General features: G+C 61.2%; 16 protein-coding genes and 1 tRNA gene. All 17 read left to right on the top strand.

Features of this window, described 5'->3' with window-relative positions; genetic code table 11:
• Positions 1-286: 286 nt before the first annotated feature.
• The 17 genes from pnp (at position 287) to nuoK (ending at position 15923) form a co-directional block, all read left to right on the top strand.
• On the top strand, positions 287-2455 hold the full coding sequence (gene pnp, locus ACCD03_RS04895) for a polyribonucleotide nucleotidyltransferase (protein WP_253537698.1): 2169 nt from the start codon (positions 287-289) through the stop codon (positions 2453-2455).
• A 100-nt stretch (positions 2456-2555) separates the two neighbouring features.
• Entirely contained in the window at positions 2556-3509 is a 954-nt protein-coding gene (locus ACCD03_RS04890) for an HAD family hydrolase (RefSeq protein ID WP_413410998.1), read from the top strand.
• Positions 3510-3548: 39 nt separating this feature from the next.
• Positions 3549-4553 carry an NAD(P)H-quinone oxidoreductase gene (locus ACCD03_RS04885; RefSeq protein WP_413410997.1) on the top strand — a complete coding sequence of 335 codons (1005 nt, stop codon included), beginning with the start codon at positions 3549-3551 and terminating at the stop codon, positions 4551-4553.
• Positions 4554-4632: 79 nt separating this feature from the next.
• Positions 4633-5379 carry a triose-phosphate isomerase gene (tpiA, locus tag ACCD03_RS04880; protein ID WP_413410996.1) on the top strand — a complete coding sequence of 249 codons (747 nt, stop codon included), beginning with the start codon at positions 4633-4635 and terminating at the stop codon, positions 5377-5379.
• 62 nt (positions 5380-5441) lie between these two features.
• Positions 5442-5804 (top strand): preprotein translocase subunit SecG, encoded by a 363-nt coding sequence (gene secG / locus ACCD03_RS04875; RefSeq protein ID WP_413410995.1) that lies wholly within the window; start codon positions 5442-5444, stop codon positions 5802-5804.
• Positions 5805-5982: 178 nt separating this feature from the next.
• A tRNA-Leu gene (locus tag ACCD03_RS04870) sits at positions 5983-6067 on the top strand.
• Positions 6068-6230: 163 nt separating this feature from the next.
• On the top strand, positions 6231-6590 hold the full coding sequence (locus tag ACCD03_RS04865; protein ID WP_004630810.1) for an NADH-quinone oxidoreductase subunit A: 360 nt from the start codon (positions 6231-6233) through the stop codon (positions 6588-6590).
• Between the two features lie 6 nt (positions 6591-6596).
• Entirely contained in the window at positions 6597-7079 is a 483-nt protein-coding gene (locus ACCD03_RS04860) for a NuoB/complex I 20 kDa subunit family protein (protein ID WP_004630808.1), read from the top strand.
• 1 nt (position 7080) lies between these two features.
• The gene (locus tag ACCD03_RS04855; protein ID WP_316678183.1) at positions 7081-7683 is read left to right on the top strand and encodes an NADH-quinone oxidoreductase subunit C; all 603 of its coding nucleotides are present in this window, start codon (positions 7081-7083) and stop codon (positions 7681-7683) included.
• A 13-nt stretch (positions 7684-7696) separates the two neighbouring features.
• Positions 7697-8950 (top strand): NADH-quinone oxidoreductase subunit D, encoded by a 1254-nt coding sequence (locus ACCD03_RS04850; RefSeq protein ID WP_024975292.1) that lies wholly within the window; start codon positions 7697-7699, stop codon positions 8948-8950.
• Positions 8951-9064: 114 nt separating this feature from the next.
• Positions 9065-9568 (top strand): NADH-quinone oxidoreductase subunit NuoE, encoded by a 504-nt coding sequence (gene nuoE, locus ACCD03_RS04845; protein WP_045206189.1) that lies wholly within the window; start codon positions 9065-9067, stop codon positions 9566-9568.
• Positions 9569-10864 carry an NADH-quinone oxidoreductase subunit NuoF gene (nuoF, locus tag ACCD03_RS04840; protein ID WP_004630799.1) on the top strand — a complete coding sequence of 432 codons (1296 nt, stop codon included), beginning with the start codon at positions 9569-9571 and terminating at the stop codon, positions 10862-10864.
• A 12-nt stretch (positions 10865-10876) separates the two neighbouring features.
• Complete coding sequence (gene nuoG / locus ACCD03_RS04835; RefSeq protein WP_325651645.1) at positions 10877-13228, top strand: NADH-quinone oxidoreductase subunit NuoG; 2352 nt, start codon at positions 10877-10879, stop codon at positions 13226-13228.
• Positions 13229-13236: 8 nt separating this feature from the next.
• Complete coding sequence (nuoH, locus tag ACCD03_RS04830; RefSeq protein ID WP_325651644.1) at positions 13237-14301, top strand: NADH-quinone oxidoreductase subunit NuoH; 1065 nt, start codon at positions 13237-13239, stop codon at positions 14299-14301.
• A gap of 20 nt (positions 14302-14321) precedes the next feature.
• Positions 14322-14813: an NADH-quinone oxidoreductase subunit NuoI gene (nuoI, locus tag ACCD03_RS04825; protein WP_003261939.1), complete on the top strand. Its 492-nt coding sequence runs from the start codon at positions 14322-14324 to the stop codon at positions 14811-14813.
• 146 nt (positions 14814-14959) lie between these two features.
• Positions 14960-15592, top strand: coding sequence for an NADH-quinone oxidoreductase subunit J (locus ACCD03_RS04820; protein WP_045206191.1), 633 nt, complete (start codon positions 14960-14962; stop codon positions 15590-15592).
• Positions 15593-15611: 19 nt separating this feature from the next.
• The gene (gene nuoK, locus ACCD03_RS04815) at positions 15612-15923 is read left to right on the top strand and encodes an NADH-quinone oxidoreductase subunit NuoK (protein ID WP_004630788.1); all 312 of its coding nucleotides are present in this window, start codon (positions 15612-15614) and stop codon (positions 15921-15923) included.
• Position 15924: the final 1 nt, after the last annotated feature.

Here is a 15924-nt window from a genome sequence, read left to right as displayed (position 1 = left end):
GTGCTGATGCAGGCATTTTGTTTTTGGCGGCCGCGTTTGTGGCCGCGCCGGGCAACCGGTGAGTGATGGCAGCCGGCCGATTCAATCGATGAAGCGGCTGCCAAGGACCGGAGGCGGCAGGAAGCAGGGCCTTGTGTCATTCCAGCGCGGCGTTGATGTCAGCGCTGCGCTGGAATGGCATAAAACACACCTCTGCAACCGCACCGTCTTCCGGAACGTGTTTGTCGCGGCGTAAATGGAATCGACTTTGAATCGTCGGTGCCGCGAATACCGAACAGGAGAAAACATGTTCAATAAGATCGTTAAAGAATTCCAGTGGGGCGGCCATAAGGTCCGCATGGAAACGGGTGAGATCGCCCGCCAGGCGAGTGGCGCTGTGCTGCTCGACATGGACGACACCGTTGTGCTCGCTACCGTGGTGGGCGCCAAGAACCCGAAGCCGGGTCAAGACTTCTTCCCGCTGACCGTCGACTACCTCGAGAAGACCTACGCTGCCGGCAAGATCCCGGGTGGCTTCTTCAAGCGTGAAGGCCGTCCGTCGGAAAACGAAACGCTGACCTCGCGCCTGATCGATCGCCCGCTGCGTCCGCTGTTCCCGGAAGGCTTCTACAACGAAGTCCAGGTCGTCATCCACGTGCTGTCGATCAACCCGGAAGTGCCGGCCGACATCCCGGCGCTGGTCGCTGCTTCGGCTGCGCTGGCTGTGTCGGGTCTGCCGTTCAACGGCCCGGTGGGCGCTGCCCGCGTGGGTTACAAAGATGGCCAGTACCTGCTGAACCCGAACCGCGCGCAACTGGCGCACTCGGATCTGGACCTGGTTGTGGCCGGTACCGAGCGTGCCGTACTGATGGTCGAATCCGAAGCGCAGCAACTGTCGGAAGAAGTCATGCTGGGCGCCGTCGTGTACGGCCATGAGCAAATGCAGATCGCCATCAACGCGATCCACGAGCTGGTGCGCGACGGCGGCAAGCCTGAGTGGGATTGGCAAGCGGCTCCGAAGAACGAGACGCTGACCGCCAAGGTTTCCGAACTGGCCCTGGCTGATCTGCAAGCCGCTTACCAACTGCGTCAGAAGTCGGCCCGCAGCCAGAAGCTGAAGGAAGTCTACAAGTCGGTTGCCGCCAAGCTGGCCGAAGCCGGCGTGGAAGCCGACGGCGTGGAAGTCGACAACATCCTGTTCGAGCTGGAAGCGAAGATCGTGCGCGGCCAGATCCTGAACGGCGAACCGCGTATCGACGGCCGCGACACCCGCACGGTGCGCCCGATCGAAATCCGTTCGTCGGTGCTGCCGCGTGCGCACGGCTCGGCCCTGTTTACGCGCGGTGAAACGCAAGCGCTGGTGGTGGCGACCCTGGGCACCAAGAGCGACGAGCAGATCATCGACGCGCTGCAAGGCGAGTACCGTGACCGCTTCATGCTTCACTACAACATGCCGCCGTTCGCTACGGGCGAAACTGGTCGCGTGGGCAGCCCGAAGCGCCGCGAAGTCGGCCACGGCCGTCTGGCCAAGCGCGCGCTGATCCCGGTGCTGCCGAAGGACGATGAGTTCGCTTACACGATCCGTCTGGTGTCGGAAATCACCGAGTCGAACGGTTCTTCGTCGATGGCTTCGGTCTGCGGCGGCTCGCTGTCGCTGATGGACGCTGGCGTGCCCATCAAGGCGCACGTGGCTGGCGTGGCCATGGGCCTGATCCTGGAAGGCAACAAGTTCGCCGTGCTGACCGACATCCTGGGTGACGAAGATCACCTGGGCGACATGGACTTCAAGGTTGCTGGTACCGACGCTGGTATCACCGCGCTGCAGATGGACATCAAGGTGCAGGGCATCACCAAGGAAATCATGCAAGTGGCACTGGCGCAAGCCAAGGAAGGCCGTCTGCACATCCTAGGCAAGATGCAGGCTGCCATGGGCGGCGCGCGGACCGAGCTGTCGGAGCACGCTCCGCGCATGATCACCGTCAAGATCAACCCGGAGAAAATCCGCGACGTGATCGGCAAGGGCGGTTCGACCATCCAGGCGCTGACCAAGGAAACCGGCTGCACGATCGACATCCAGGAAGACGGCACGATCACCATCGCGTCGACGTCGTCGGAAGGCATGGCGGAAGCCAAGCGCCGCATCGAAGGCATCACGGCAGAAGCCGAAGTGGGCAAGATCTACAACGGCACCGTGCTCAAGCTGCTCGACTTTGGCGCAATCGTGAACATCCTGCCGGGCAAGGACGGTCTGCTGCACATCTCGGAAATCGCCAACGAGCGCGTGAACCAGGTTTCCGACTATGTGAAGGAAGGCCAGGCTGTGCGCGTGAAGCTGCTGAGCACCGACGAGAAGGGCCGTATGCGTCTGTCGATCAAGGCTGCCAAGGCTGAAGAAGGCGACGTGCCGGCCGCTGCCCCGCAAGCACCGGGTGCAGGCGACGCTGCCTCGCAACAGCAGCAGCAACAACAGCAGTAAGCGAGCGGTTTTCGCCATGAAAAACGGCTGGACAATGTCCAGCCGTTTTTTTGTTTACACTGCGTCGCGAGTTCCTCCCGTTGCCCTTTCTCGCCCCATCATGAGCCGCCTGTTCGAGCAAAATCGCATCGCCATCGTCTGGGATTTCGACAAGACGCTGATCCCGCGCTACATGCAAGTGCCGCTGTTCGATCACTTCAACATCTCCGAGCAGGCTTTCTGGGACGAAGTGGCCGCAGGCTCGCGCGAAATCGAATCGCGCGGCCAGAAGGTCAACCACGAAACGTTCTACCTCAATGTGCTGCTGCGCCATGTGCGCGACGGCCGCATGGGCGGTCTCGACAACGCCACGCTGCGCGAACTGGGCGCCGAACTTGAATTCTTCCCCGGCGTGACCGATTTCTTCGAGCGCAGCAAAGCGTGGGTGCGCGACAACGCGGCTTACCAGGCGTTCGACATCAAGTTGGAGCACTACATCGTCAGCACCGGCCTGACGGAGATGATCAAGGGCTCGCCCATCGCCCCATACATCGACGGCGTGTGGGGCTGCGAATTCCTGGAGGCGCCCGACAGAAACGCGGACGTCCGGCGGGTCATCTCGGAAGTCATCTACGCCATCGACAACACCACCAAGACGCGCGCGCTGTTCGAGATCAACAAGGGCGTCAACAAGCACCCGGAAGCGGTGAGCGTGAATTCGTCGATTGCCGAGGACGAGCGCCGTGTGCCGTTCGCCAACATGATCTACGTGGCTGATGGGCCGAGCGATATTCCGGCGTTTTCGGTCGCGCGCAAGGGCGGTGGCCGCACCTATGCGGTCTACAACCCCGAGAGCCCTCGCTCGTTCGAGCAGGCCGACAACTTGCGTGCCGATGATCGCGTCGACATGCTCGGCCCGGCCGACTATCGTGCCGGCTCGCCGACGGAGATGTGGCTCAAGTTGCATATCGGCAAGATCGCCGACGGCATTGTTCACGGCAAACAAGAAATCATGCGCGAAACCACGCGCGGCATTCCGCAGCACTTTGTTGAACCGAAGCGTAGCGTCTCGTAACGCGCGCGCAGCGTCGTAACCCTCATCGATCCGATTCCCATGAAAACGATTGAAATCACCCAATACGGTGGCCCTGAAGTTTTGAAGCTTGGCGAGCGCCCGATGCCGGACGCCAAGAGCGGCGAGGTGCTGATCCGTGTGCGCGCAGCGGGCGTGAACCGCCCCGATGTGTTCCAGCGCACGGGAAACTATCCGGTGCCGCCAGGTGCCTCCGATATTCCAGGGCTTGAAGTTGCTGGCGAGATCGTCAGTGGCGATCTGGCGCACGCCGACAATCGCTACGGCCTGAAGGCGGGTGATCGTGTTTGCGCGCTGGTGCAAGGCGGCGGCTATGCGGAGTTCTGCACGGCGCCACTGGGCCAAGTGTTGCCTGTGCCGGCCGGCTTGTCCGATGTCGAAGCCGCTGCATTGCCCGAGAACTATTTCACCGTGTGGTCGAATGTGTTCGACCGCGGCTTGCTGGGGCAGGGCGCGCATGGCGCCGATGAAACGCTGCTCGTGCAGGGTGGCTCCAGCGGCATTGGCACGACCGCGATTCAGATCGCGTCTGCATTGGGTCACCGCGTGTTTGCCACCGCGGGCAGCGCCGACAAGTGCAAGGCCTGTGTCGACCTCGGGGCCACGCGCGCCATCAACTACAAGACCGAAGATTTCGTCGAGATCGTCAAGGCCGAGACTGGACGCGGCGCCGACGTGGTGCTCGACATGGTCGGCGGCAGCTATGTTGGGCGCGAAATTGCCTGCACCGCCGATGACGGCCGCATCGTATTGATCGCGTTGCTCGGCGGCGCGAAAGCCGAGGTGCCACTGGGCGACATTCTGCGCCGTCGCATTACGCTGACCGGCTCGACGTTGCGCCCGCGTCCGGTTGTATTCAAAGCGGCCATCGCGGCCAATCTGTATGAAACGGTCTGGCCGTTGCTGGCCTCGGGGCGCATCAAGCCGGTCATCCACGAGGTCATGCCAGCCGCGCAGGCGGCGCAGGCGCACGCGTTGATGGAATCGAGCGCCCATATCGGCAAGATCATGTTGGTTTGGGATTGATTCCAAGACGCCAAAATTGACCCCGTTTTTGTCGCCACGGTACAATGTCGGGTTTATTTGACAGTCGACCGGGCAAAACGTGAACGCAAGACCGAAGCTGGTGGTGGGCAACTGGAAGCTGCATGGCAGCCTGAGCGCGAACGCCGCGCTGCTTGAACAGATCAAGTCGGCAGGCAAAACCAACGCCACGCTGGCCGTATGTGCGCCATTCCCGTACCTGGCACAGTGCCAGTCCTTGCTCGCCGGTTCGGCGGTGGGTTGGGGCGCACAGGATGTGTCGGCTGAAACGCGAGGCGCCTTCACCGGCGAAGTGGCGGCGTCGATGCTGTCGGAATTTGGCTGCGGCTACGTGATTGTCGGTCACTCCGAGCGTCGCTCGTACCACGGCGAAACCGACGCGCAAGTGGCGACCAAGGCGCTGCGTGCATTGGAACATGGCATCACCCCAATCGTCTGTGTGGGCGAAACGCTTGCGCAGCGCGAAGCTGGTGAGACCGAGCAGGTGGTCGCCCGCCAACTGGATGCGGTGCTGGAAACGCTGTCGGTTGAGCAACTGGGTCGTATCGTCGTGGCGTATGAGCCGGTTTGGGCAATCGGCACGGGCAAGACGGCAACCAGCGAACAGGCGCAGGCTGTGCACGCATTCCTGCGCGCCCGCGTTGCTGCCCGCGACGCAGGTGTGGCGCAGCGCTTGGCGATTCTGTACGGCGGCAGCGTCAAGCCGGACAATGCCGGCGAGTTGTTTGTAATGGCGGATATCGATGGCGGCCTGATCGGCGGCGCATCGCTGAAGGCAGAAGATTTCCTGGCGATTGGTCGCGCATAAACGACGGATCGAGTCGTCATGTCACACATGTGCGACTGCAACATATTATTGAGAGAAACGAAATGGCAATTCTGAAGACTCTACTGCTGGTGGCTCAAATTCTGAGCGCGCTCGGCGTGATCGGCCTGGTGCTTTTGCAGCACGGCAAGGGCGCGGACGTTGGGGCGGCGTTTGGCTCTGGCGCATCGGGTAGCCTGTTTGGCGCTACCGGCTCGGCAAACTTCCTCTCGCGCACGACGGCCGTGCTGGCCACCGTGTTCTTTATTGCCACGCTGGCGCTGACGCTGATCGGCACCAACAAGGGTGGCGTGTCGGCAGGTGTGATGGGTTCGGTCGCGCCTGTTACGTCCACGGCCTCCGCCCCGGCCGCGTCGGCTCCTGCTGCCGCTCCGGGCGCTGCTTCGGCGCCGGCTGTGCCCAAGTAACTTGATGTAATGATCGCGGCGTGCCGTTGAGGTTTTCCGGTGCGTCGCGAGGCATAAGATTTTTGTTTGTGCATTGAACAAAAGCGTTGCTTTGCGGTAGAATGCAAGGCTTGAAACAACGCGGGGAACGGCAAGGGCGTTAAGTCTCAACCGGCTTCCTGATAAGTTTCTTCCCCCAGCCGACGTGGTGAAATTGGTAGACACGCTATCTTGAGGGGGTAGTGGCGAAAGCTGTGCGAGTTCGAGTCTCGCCGTCGGCACCAATCAAATTCGGGGTCTGTTCAACGGGATGTTCCGCGCAGGCCCCTCCGCAAGACGACGCGTAGTCGAGGCGTCGTAAGGCTGCGGACCCGGCGCCTTCGATGGGGCGACAAGGCGCCGCCTGCGGGCAGTGCTGTTGCAACCATTCAAAAAGGCGGGCGTCCCTTGAACCTCGAAGCCTATTTCCCCGTACTGTTGTTCATCGTTGTCGGCGTTGGCCTTGGCCTTGCTCTGATGACCATCGGCCGAGTCCTCGGTCCGAACAATCCCGATCCTGACAAGCTCTCGCCGTACGAGTGCGGCTTCGAAGCATTCGAAGACGCGCGCATGAAGTTCGACGTGCGCTATTACCTCATCGCCATCCTGTTCATTCTGTTCGATCTGGAGACCGCGTTCCTGTTCCCCTGGGGCGTGGCACTGCGTGAGATCGGTTGGCCGGGGTTCTTCGCGATGGGCGTGTTTCTTCTCGAGTTTCTCGTGGGCTTCGTCTACATCTGGAAAAAAGGCGCGCTCGATTGGGAGTGATGTGAAATGGCGATCGAAGGCGTACTCAACGAAGGCTTTGTCACGACTACCGCTGACAAGCTGATCAACTGGACCCGTACAGGGTCACTCTGGCCGATGACGTTCGGCTTGGCCTGCTGTGCTGTCGAAATGATGCACGCTGGCGCATCACGTTATGACCTGGATCGTTTCGGCGTGGTGTTTCGCCCGTCGCCGCGTCAGTCTGACGTGATGATCGTGGCCGGCACGCTGTGCAACAAGATGGCGCCTGCGCTGCGCAAGGTGTACGACCAGATGGCCGAGCCTCGCTGGGTCATCTCGATGGGTTCGTGCGCGAACGGCGGCGGTTATTACCACTACTCGTATTCTGTCGTGCGCGGCTGCGATCGCATCGTGCCGGTCGACGTGTACGTGCCGGGCTGCCCGCCGACGGCAGAAGCACTGATCTACGGCATCATCCAGCTGCAGGCCAAGATCCGTCGCACCAATACCATCGCGCGCAAGGCCTGACATGACCGACAAGCTCGCCACCCTGAAGGCCGCGCTGGAAAAGGCGCTGGGCAATCGCGTTCAAAGCCTGACCGAATCGGTCGGTGAACTCACCCTCGTGGTGAAGGCTGCCGATTACCACGAGGTCATGCGCACCTTGCGCGATGACGCTTCGCTCAAATTTGAGCAACTGATGGATCTGTGCGGCGTCGATTATGCCGACTACGGCGACGGTGCCTGGAACGGTCCGCGTTTTGCCGCTGTGTCGCAACTGCTGTCGATCACGCACAACTGGCGCGTTCGCGTACGCGTGTTCGCGCCGGACGACGACCTGCCGGTGGTGTCGTCTGTGACGACCATCTGGAGTTCCGCTGACTGGTTCGAGCGCGAAGCGTTCGACCTGTACGGTCTGGTATTCGAGGGCCACCCGGATCTGCGCCGCATCCTGACTGACTACGGCTTCATCGGTCACCCGTTCCGCAAAGACTTCCCCGTGTCGGGTTACGTTGAAATGCGCTACGACCCCGTGCAGCGCCGCGTGGTCTACCAGCCGGTAACCATCGAGCCGCGCGAGATTACGCCGCGTGTGATCCGCGAGAATCAATACGGTGGTCTGAAGCACTGAAGGGCGCCCGATCATGGCAGATATCAAGAACTACACCCTGAACTTCGGTCCGCAACACCCGGCCGCGCACGGCGTGCTGCGCCTTGTGCTTGAGCTGGACGGCGAAGTCATTCAACGTGCCGATCCGCACATCGGCTTGCTGCACCGCGCGACTGAAAAGCTCGCCGAGCAGAAGACCTGGATTCAGAGCGTGCCGTACATGGATCGCCTCGACTACGTGTCGATGATGGTCAACGAGCACGCTTACGTGATGGCAATCGAGCGCCTGCTGGGTCTCGAAGTGCCGCTGCGTGCGCAGTACATCCGCGTCATGTTCGACGAGATCACTCGGATCATGAACCACCTGATGTGGATCGGTTCGCACGCGCTGGACGTGGGCGCCATGGCGGTGTTCTTGTACGCCTTCCGCGAACGCGAAGACCTGTTCGATATGTACGAGGCGGTTTCGGGCGCGCGCATGCACGCAGCCTACTACCGTCCGGGCGGCGTCTACCGCGACCTGCCTGACACGATGCCGCAATACAAGGCATCCAAGGTGCGCAACGAGAAGGCCCTCGCCGCCTTGAACGAAACGCGTTCGGGTTCGCTGCTGGACTTCATTGAAGACTTCACCAACCGCTTCCCGAAGTATGTTGATGAGTACGAAACGCTGCTGACCGACAACCGGATTTGGAAGCAACGTCTGGTTGGTATCGGCGTGGTGAGCCCCGAGCGCGCCCTTAACAAAGGTTTCTCCGGTGCGATGTTGCGTGGTTCGGGCATCGAATGGGATGTGCGCAAGAAGCAGCCGTACGAAGTGTACGACCGCGTCGATTTCGACATCCCGGTTGGCGTGAACGGCGATTGCTACGACCGTTATCTGGTGCGCGTGGAAGAAATGCGCCAGAGCAATCGCATCATTCGTCAGTGCATCGAGTGGTTGCGCAAAAACCCCGGTCCGGTGATCACCGATAACCACAAGGTGGCGCCGCCGTCGCGCGTTGACATGAAGACAAACATGGAAGAGCTGATTCACCACTTCAAGCTCTTCACGGAAGGTATGCACGTGCCCGAAGGTGAGGCATACGCCGCCGTTGAGCACCCGAAGGGAGAGTTCGGCATCTATGCAATCTCCGACGGCGCCAACAAGCCGTACCGTCTGAAGATCCGCGCACCGGGCTTTGTTCATCTGGCCGCGCTCGACGAAATGGCGAAGGGTCACATGATCGCCGACGCGGTGACGATCATCGGTACGCAAGACATCGTGTTTGGCGAGATCGATCGCTGAACCAGTAGGAAACAAGGTTTGACGCGCAGGCAAGCGCGGCTGTGAAACGAGGACGCCCGCCGGGGTAAGGCAGTTGGGTAACACGCCCCGCGTCCCGCACCAATCGCAACGAACATGCTATCAGCAGAAGCTCTCAAGGAAATCGACCGGGCGGTCGCGAAATATCCCGCCGACCAGAAGCAATCCGCCGTGATGGCGGCGCTGGCGGTCGCGCAGAGCGAGAAAGGCTGGGTCTCGCCCGAAGTCATGCAGTTCGTGGCCGAGTACCTCGAAATGCCGCCGGTGTGGGTCGAGGAAGTGGCGACGTTCTACAACATGTACGACACCAAGCCGGTGGGCCGCTTCAAGCTGTCGGTGTGCACGAACTTGCCGTGTGCGTTGTCAGGCGGCGAGCGCGCGGCCGATTACCTGAAAAAGAAGCTCGGCATCGGTTTCAACGAAACCACGGCCGACGGCAACTTCACGCTGAAGGAAGGCGAGTGCATGGGCGCGTGCGGTGATGCGCCGGTCATGATCGTCAACAACACCCACATGTGCAGCTTCATGAGCAACGAGAAGCTCGACGCGCTGATCGCTGACCTCCAGTCGAAGGCGCCGACCACCGGAGCAGGCAAGTAAATGACCTCTCTGCACGATCGACATATCCAGCCGTTGATTCTCGCCGGCTTGAACGGCGACAACTGGCATCTTGAAGATTACGTCAAGCGCGGCGGCTATCAACAGCTCAAGCGCATCCTTACCGAGAAGATCACCCCCGAACAGGTCATTGCTGACGTGAAAGCGTCGGGCCTGCGCGGCCGTGGCGGTGCAGGTTTCCCGACCGGCCTGAAGTGGAGCTTCATGCCGCGCCAGTTCCCGGGCCAGAAGTATCTGGTCTGCAACACCGACGAAGGCGAGCCGGGTACGTTCAAGGATCGCGACATCATCCGCTACAACCCGCACGCGTTGATCGAAGGCATGGCCATCGGCGGTTACGCGATGGGTATCACCGTGGGCTACAACTATATCCACGGCGAAATCTGGAACGAATACAAGATCTTTGAGCAGGCGCTTGAAGAAGCGCGTGCTGCGGGCTTCCTGGGCGACAACATCCTGGGCTCTGGTTTCAACTTCCAACTGCATGCGCACCATGGCTATGGCGCGTACATCTGCGGCGAAGAGACCGCGTTGCTTGAGTCGCTGGAAGGCAAGAAGGGCCAGCCGCGCTTCAAGCCGCCGTTCCCGGCGAGCTTTGGCCTGTACGGCAAGCCGACCACCATCAACAACACCGAAACTTTTGCTGCGGTGCCGTTCCTGCTGGCCATCGGTCCGGACAATTATCTGAAGATGGGCAAGCCGAACAACGGCGGCTCGAAGATCTTCTCTGTGTCCGGCGACGTGGAGCGTCCGGGCAACTACGAGATTCCGCTCGGCACGCCGTTCTCCAAGCTGCTGGAGCTGGCCGGCGGCATGCGCGGTGGCAAGAAACTCAAGGCGGTCATTCCGGGTGGTTCGTCGGCGCCGGTGGTGCCGGCCGACCTGATGATGGCCTCCGACATGGACTACGACTCGATCGCCAAGGCTGGCTCGATGCTGGGCTCGGGCGCTGTGATCGTGATGGACGAAACGCGCTGCATGGTGAAATCGCTGCTGCGCCTGTCGTACTTCTATTTCGAAGAGTCGTGCGGCCAGTGCACGCCGTGCCGCGAAGGCACCGGCTGGCTGTATCGCGTGGTCGACCGCATCGAGCACGGCAAGGGCCGCCAGGAAGACCTGGACCTGCTGAACAACGTGGCCGAAAACATCATGGGCCGGACCATCTGCGCGCTCGGCGATGCCGCTGCGATGCCGGTCCGCGGCATGCTCAAGCACTACTGGGATGAGTTCGCGTATCACGTCGAACACAAGCAGTGCATGGTGCCCACCTACATTTAAGCGTGGCAGAACATGGTTGAAATCGAAATCGATGGCAAGAAGGTTGAGGTTGCCGAAGGCAGCCTAGTGATGGAGGCGGCTCGCCAGACGGGCACCTACATTCCTCACTTCTGCTATCACCGCAAACTGTCGGTCGCGGCCAACTGCCGGATGTGCCTGGTCGAAGTCGAGAAGGCGCCCAAGGCGCTGCCCGCCTGCGCCACGCCCGTCACTGCGGGCATGAAGGTCTTCACAAACTCCGAAAAGGCGGTGAAGGCGCAGAAGTCCGTGATGGAATTCCTGCTGATTAACCACCCGCTGGATTGCCCGATCTGTGATCAGGGTGGCGAGTGCCAACTGCAGGATCTGGCCGTGGGTTACGGCAAGTCTGAATCGCGCTACCAGGAAGAGAAGCGTGTGGTGTTCCACAAGAACGTGGGCCCGCTGATCTCCATGGAAGAGATGACGCGGTGCATTCACTGCACGCGTTGTGTCCGCTTTGGTCAGGAAATTGCCGGCGTGATGGAACTGGGCATGCTCAACCGTGGCGAGCATTCCGAGATCACGACGTTCGTTGGTCAAACCGTTGACTCCGAGTTGTCGGGCAACATGATCGACTTGTGCCCGGTCGGCGCGCTGACCAGCAAGCCGTTCCGTTATTCGGCCCGCACGTGGGAGCTGGCACGCCGCAAGTCGGTGTCGCCGCACGACGGCCTGGGCGCGAACGTGATCGTCCAGACCAAGAACCAGCGCGTCATGCGCGTTCTGCCGCTGGACAACGAAGCCATCAACGAATGTTGGCTTTCCGACAAGGATCGCTTCGCCTATGAAGGCGTGAACAGCGACGATCGTCTGACCCAGCCGATGCTCAAGCAAGGCGGTCAGTGGAAAGCCGTCGACTGGACTACGGCGCTGGAATACGTCGCCAACGGCCTGAACGAAATCAAGCGTGACCATGGCGCTGAGCAGATTGGTGCATTGGCCAGCCCGCACAGCACGCTTGAAGAGCTGTTCTTGCTGCAAAAGTTGGTGCGTGGCATTGGCAGCGACAACGTCGATTTCCGTCTGCGTCAATCCGATTTCTCCGTCAAGCCGACGGGCGCTCCGTGGCTGGGCCTGCCGATCGCCGATGTGTCGCTGCTGCAGCGCGCGCTGGTGGTGGGCGCCTTCTTGCGTAAGGATCATCCGCTGCTGGCTGCGCGTCTGCGCCAAGCGGGCAAGAAGGGTGCGCAACTGAACATGATCAGCGCCGGCGGCGAAGATCTGCTGATGGCCGCCACGCAACTGCTGGGTGCACCGTCGCAATGGCTGTCGCTGCTGTCGCAAGTGGCGGTGGCGGTGGCTGCTGCCAACAACGTTGCCCGTCCGGGCGGCACTGATGGCATCGAAGCTGGTGACGTTGCCAAGCGCATCGCCGCAAGCCTCGCTTCGGGCGAGCGTAAGGCTGTGTTCCTCGGCAACGCTGCTGTAGCACATCCGCAATTCTCGCAACTGCACGCGTTGGCTCAGTGGGTTGCGCAGCAGACCGGTGCGACGCTGGGCTTCCTGACGGAAGCGGCCAACACCGTCGGTGGCTATATTGCCGGTGCGCTGCCGCAAGGCAATGGCCTCGATGCCGCCGCCATGCTGGCGCAGCCGCGTCGTGCTTACGTGCTCCTGGGCGCCGAACCTGAATTCGATACCGCGAATCCCGTGCAGGCTCGTGCGGCGCTGGACCAGGCCGACACGGTGATCGTGTTGGCGCCGTTTGCCTCTCGCGCAGCACTCCAGTACGCCGATGTGCTGCTGCCGACCGCGCCCTTTACGGAAACCTCCGGCACCTTCGTCAATTGCGAAGGCCTGCCGCAAAGCTTCAATGGCGTTGTGCGCAGCCTGGGCGATTCGCGTCCGGCGTGGAAAGTCCTGCGCGTGCTGGGCAACCTGTTGAACGTGTCGGGCTTTGAATATGACAGCTCGGAAGTGGTGCGCGACGAAGTGCTGGCCAAACCGGTGACCGCCCGTTTGTCGAACACGACGACTGCACAGACCGCTGCTCCGGCAGCCCCCGCGACAGGCATCGAACGTCTGGCCGATGTGCCGATCTACCACGCCGATCCGATCGTGCGCCGCGCTGGTTCGCTGCAACTGACGGCTGCAGCACGCGCCGCCGTGCGCGCTGGCTTGCCGGCTGATCTCTACGCGCAACTCGGTCTTGCCGATGGTGATGCCGTGCGCGTGACGCAAGGGCAGAGCAGTGTTGTGCTGCCGGCCGTGCTGGACAAGTCGCTGGCTTCCGGTGTGATCCGCGTGCCGGCTGCCACCGAGGCTTCGGCTCAGCTGGGTGCCATGTTCGGCGCGGTGAGCGTTGAGAAGGTTGAATCGTCCGCGTTGGCGGCTACGGTGTAAGGGTCAACATGATCGAGTCGATTACTTCTTTCGGTACCGCCACCTTCGGTGGATGGTGGCCGCTGATCTGGACGCTGGTCCGCGCGGTCTGCATCATTCTGCCGCTGCTGCTGTGCGTCGCTTACCTGATCCTGTGGGAGCGCAAGCTGATCGGCTGGATGCACGTGCGTCTGGGCCCGAACCGCGTGGGTCCGATGGGCCTGCTGCAGCCGATTGCCGACGTGCTCAAGCTGCTGCTCAAGGAAGTCATGGTGCCGAGCGCGGTCAGCCGTGGCATGTACATCATCGCGCCGCTGATGGTGCTGATGCCCGCCGTGGCGATCTGGGCGGTGATTCCGTTCCAGGCCGAAGCCATGGTGTCGAACATCAACGCCGGTCTGCTGTACGTGATGGCGATTAGCTCGGTGGGCGTGTACGGCGTGATCCTGGCCGGCTGGGCTTCGAACTCCAAGTACGCATTCCTGGGTGCGATGCGCGCGTCGGCACAGATGATTTCGTACGAAATCGCCATGGGCTTCGCGCTCGTGACGGTGTTGATGGTTACGGGCAGCCTGAACCTGTCGGACATCGTTAACTCGCAGAACCGCGGTTTCTTTGCGGGTCACGGCATCAACGTCCTCTCGTGGAACTGGCTGCCGCTGCTGCCGATGTTCGGCGTCTACTTCATCTCGGGTGTGGCAGAAACTAACCGCCATCCGTTCGACGTGGTGGAAGGCGAATCCGAAATCGTGGCCGGCCACATGATCGAATACTCGGGCATGGCGTTCGCGCTGTTCTTCCTGGCCGAGTACATCAACATGATCGTGATCTCGGCGCTGACGGCAACGCTGTTCCTGGGCGGCTGGGCTTCGCCGATTGATGCACCGGTCCTTAACTGGATTCCTGGCTTCTTCTGGCTGCTGATCAAGGTTTTCCTGCTGCTGTCGGTCTTTATCTGGCTGCGTGCATCGTTCCCGCGCTATCGCTATGACCAGATCATGCGTCTGGGCTGGAAGATTTTCATTCCGCTCACTGTGGGCTGGCTTGTCGTCGTCGCCATCTGGTTGGTGTCGCCGTGGAACATCTGGAAGTAACGGGACAATAGGAAGGCACCATGTTGCTTGCCATCAAGGAATTTTTTAACAGCCTCCTCTTGAAGGAACTCTTCAAGGGGCTGGCGCTGACCGGGCGCTACCTGTTTGCGCGCAAGATCACTGTTCTCTTTCCGGAAGAGAAGACGCCGCTGTCGCCGCGCTTCCGCGGTTTGCATGCACTGCGTCGCTATCCGAACGGCGAAGAGCGTTGCATCGCTTGCAAGCTGTGCGAAGCCGTGTGCCCGGCTTTGGCCATCACGATCGAGTCAGATCAGCGCGACGACGGGACTCGCCGCACCACGCGCTACGACATCGACCTGACCAAGTGTATTTTCTGCGGCTTCTGTGAAGAGGCTTGCCCGGTGGACGCCATCGTCGAGACGCACATCCTGGAATACCACGGTGAAAAGCGCGGCGACCTGTATTTCACCAAAGACATGCTGCTGGCCGTGGGTGATCGCTTCGAGCCGGAAATTGCGGCCAACAAGGCGGCCGACGCAAAGTACCGCTGATTCAAAACGTCCGCCGTGCGGTTGGCGGGCGGTGCAGTTGACATCCCGGTTGGACAACGGCTCTTTGAGAGCCAACCAGTTGCGGTGGCGTTACGCCATCGCGGCTTTGGACAAGCGCGTGCCGCAAAACGGCCCGTGCCAGGATCATGGAAATCACGACGATCATCTTCTACTGTTTCGCGCTCGTGCTGGTGCTCGCAGCGCTGAAGGTCATCACCGCGAAGAACCCGGTGCACGCGGCGCTGTTCCTCGTGCTCTCGTTCTTTACCGCGGCGGCGATCTGGATGCTGCTCAAGGCGGAGTTCCTCGCCATCACGCTGGTGCTGGTCTACGTTGGGGCAGTGATGGTGCTGTTCCTGTTCGTGGTGATGATGATCGACATCGACATCGAGCACCTGCGACGCGATTTCTGGACTTACGTGCCGATGGCAGCCTTTGTGGGCGTGGTCATCATCCTGGAAATGACCGTCGTGCTGACAAAGACCTTCATGGGGCGCGTACAGCCGGTGCAGGAGTTGCCAAAGGGCTTTACCGGCCCGAACACGCAGGCGCTCGGGAAGCTCATCTATACCGATTACATCTATGCCTTTGAAGTGGCTGGCGCGGTGCTGCTGCTGGCGATTGTCGCGGCCGTGGCCCTGACCGCCCGCCGCCGCAAGGACACCAAGGCCCAGAATGTGTCCGATCAAATCCGCGTGAAGCGCAAGGACCGTGTACGTCTGGTCTCGATGCCGTCTGAAAAGTCGGCTGGCGCAGCTTCGGCTGAATCCAAGAGCTGAGCCCCGGGAGAGAACCCATATGTCTTCGCTATCCCTTGCCCATTACCTCGTGCTCGGCGCGGTGCTGTTTGCCATCAGCATCGTCGGCATTTTCCTGAACCGTAAGAACGTCATCGTGCTGCTGATGGCGATCGAATTGATGCTGCTGGCGGTCAACCTGAACTTCGTCGCGTTCTCCCATTACCTGGGAGATCTGGCGGGGCAGGTGTTCGTGTTTTTCATCCTGACGGTGGCCGCGGCGGAATCCGCGATCGGTCTCGCCATCCTGGTGGTGCTGTTCCGTAATCTGGACACCATCAACGTCGACGATCTGGACAGCCTGAAAGGCTGAC

Source organism: Ralstonia sp. Ralssp135 (assembly GCF_047304345.1).
GTDB classification, from domain to species: Bacteria; Pseudomonadota; Gammaproteobacteria; order Burkholderiales; family Burkholderiaceae; genus Ralstonia; species Ralstonia chuxiongensis.
This window is presented reverse-complemented; position numbering and strand designations above follow the sequence as displayed.

What these genes read in the sequence shown, in the direction of transcription:
- ACCD03_RS04885 (WP_413410997.1), top strand. Translation starts at nt 3,549, where the DNA reads ATGAAAACGATTGAAATCACCCAATACGGTGGCCCTGAAGTTTTGAAG.
- nuoK (WP_004630788.1), top strand. Translation starts at nt 15,612, where the DNA reads ATGTCTTCGCTATCCCTTGCCCATTACCTCGTGCTCGGCGCGGTGCTG.
- ACCD03_RS04820 (WP_045206191.1), top strand. Translation starts at nt 14,960, where the DNA reads ATGGAAATCACGACGATCATCTTCTACTGTTTCGCGCTCGTGCTGGTG.
- nuoF (WP_004630799.1), top strand. Translation starts at nt 9,569, where the DNA reads ATGACCTCTCTGCACGATCGACATATCCAGCCGTTGATTCTCGCCGGC.
- ACCD03_RS04850 (WP_024975292.1), top strand. Translation starts at nt 7,697, where the DNA reads ATGGCAGATATCAAGAACTACACCCTGAACTTCGGTCCGCAACACCCG.
- nuoH (WP_325651644.1), top strand. Translation starts at nt 13,237, where the DNA reads ATGATCGAGTCGATTACTTCTTTCGGTACCGCCACCTTCGGTGGATGG.
- pnp (WP_253537698.1), top strand. Translation starts at nt 287, where the DNA reads ATGTTCAATAAGATCGTTAAAGAATTCCAGTGGGGCGGCCATAAGGTC.
- ACCD03_RS04890 (WP_413410998.1), top strand. Translation starts at nt 2,556, where the DNA reads ATGAGCCGCCTGTTCGAGCAAAATCGCATCGCCATCGTCTGGGATTTC.
- ACCD03_RS04860 (WP_004630808.1), top strand. Translation starts at nt 6,597, where the DNA reads ATGGCGATCGAAGGCGTACTCAACGAAGGCTTTGTCACGACTACCGCT.
- nuoI (WP_003261939.1), top strand. Translation starts at nt 14,322, where the DNA reads ATGTTGCTTGCCATCAAGGAATTTTTTAACAGCCTCCTCTTGAAGGAA.
- nuoG (WP_325651645.1), top strand. Translation starts at nt 10,877, where the DNA reads ATGGTTGAAATCGAAATCGATGGCAAGAAGGTTGAGGTTGCCGAAGGC.
- nuoE (WP_045206189.1), top strand. Translation starts at nt 9,065, where the DNA reads ATGCTATCAGCAGAAGCTCTCAAGGAAATCGACCGGGCGGTCGCGAAA.
- ACCD03_RS04855 (WP_316678183.1), top strand. Translation starts at nt 7,081, where the DNA reads ATGACCGACAAGCTCGCCACCCTGAAGGCCGCGCTGGAAAAGGCGCTG.
- secG (WP_413410995.1), top strand. Translation starts at nt 5,442, where the DNA reads ATGGCAATTCTGAAGACTCTACTGCTGGTGGCTCAAATTCTGAGCGCG.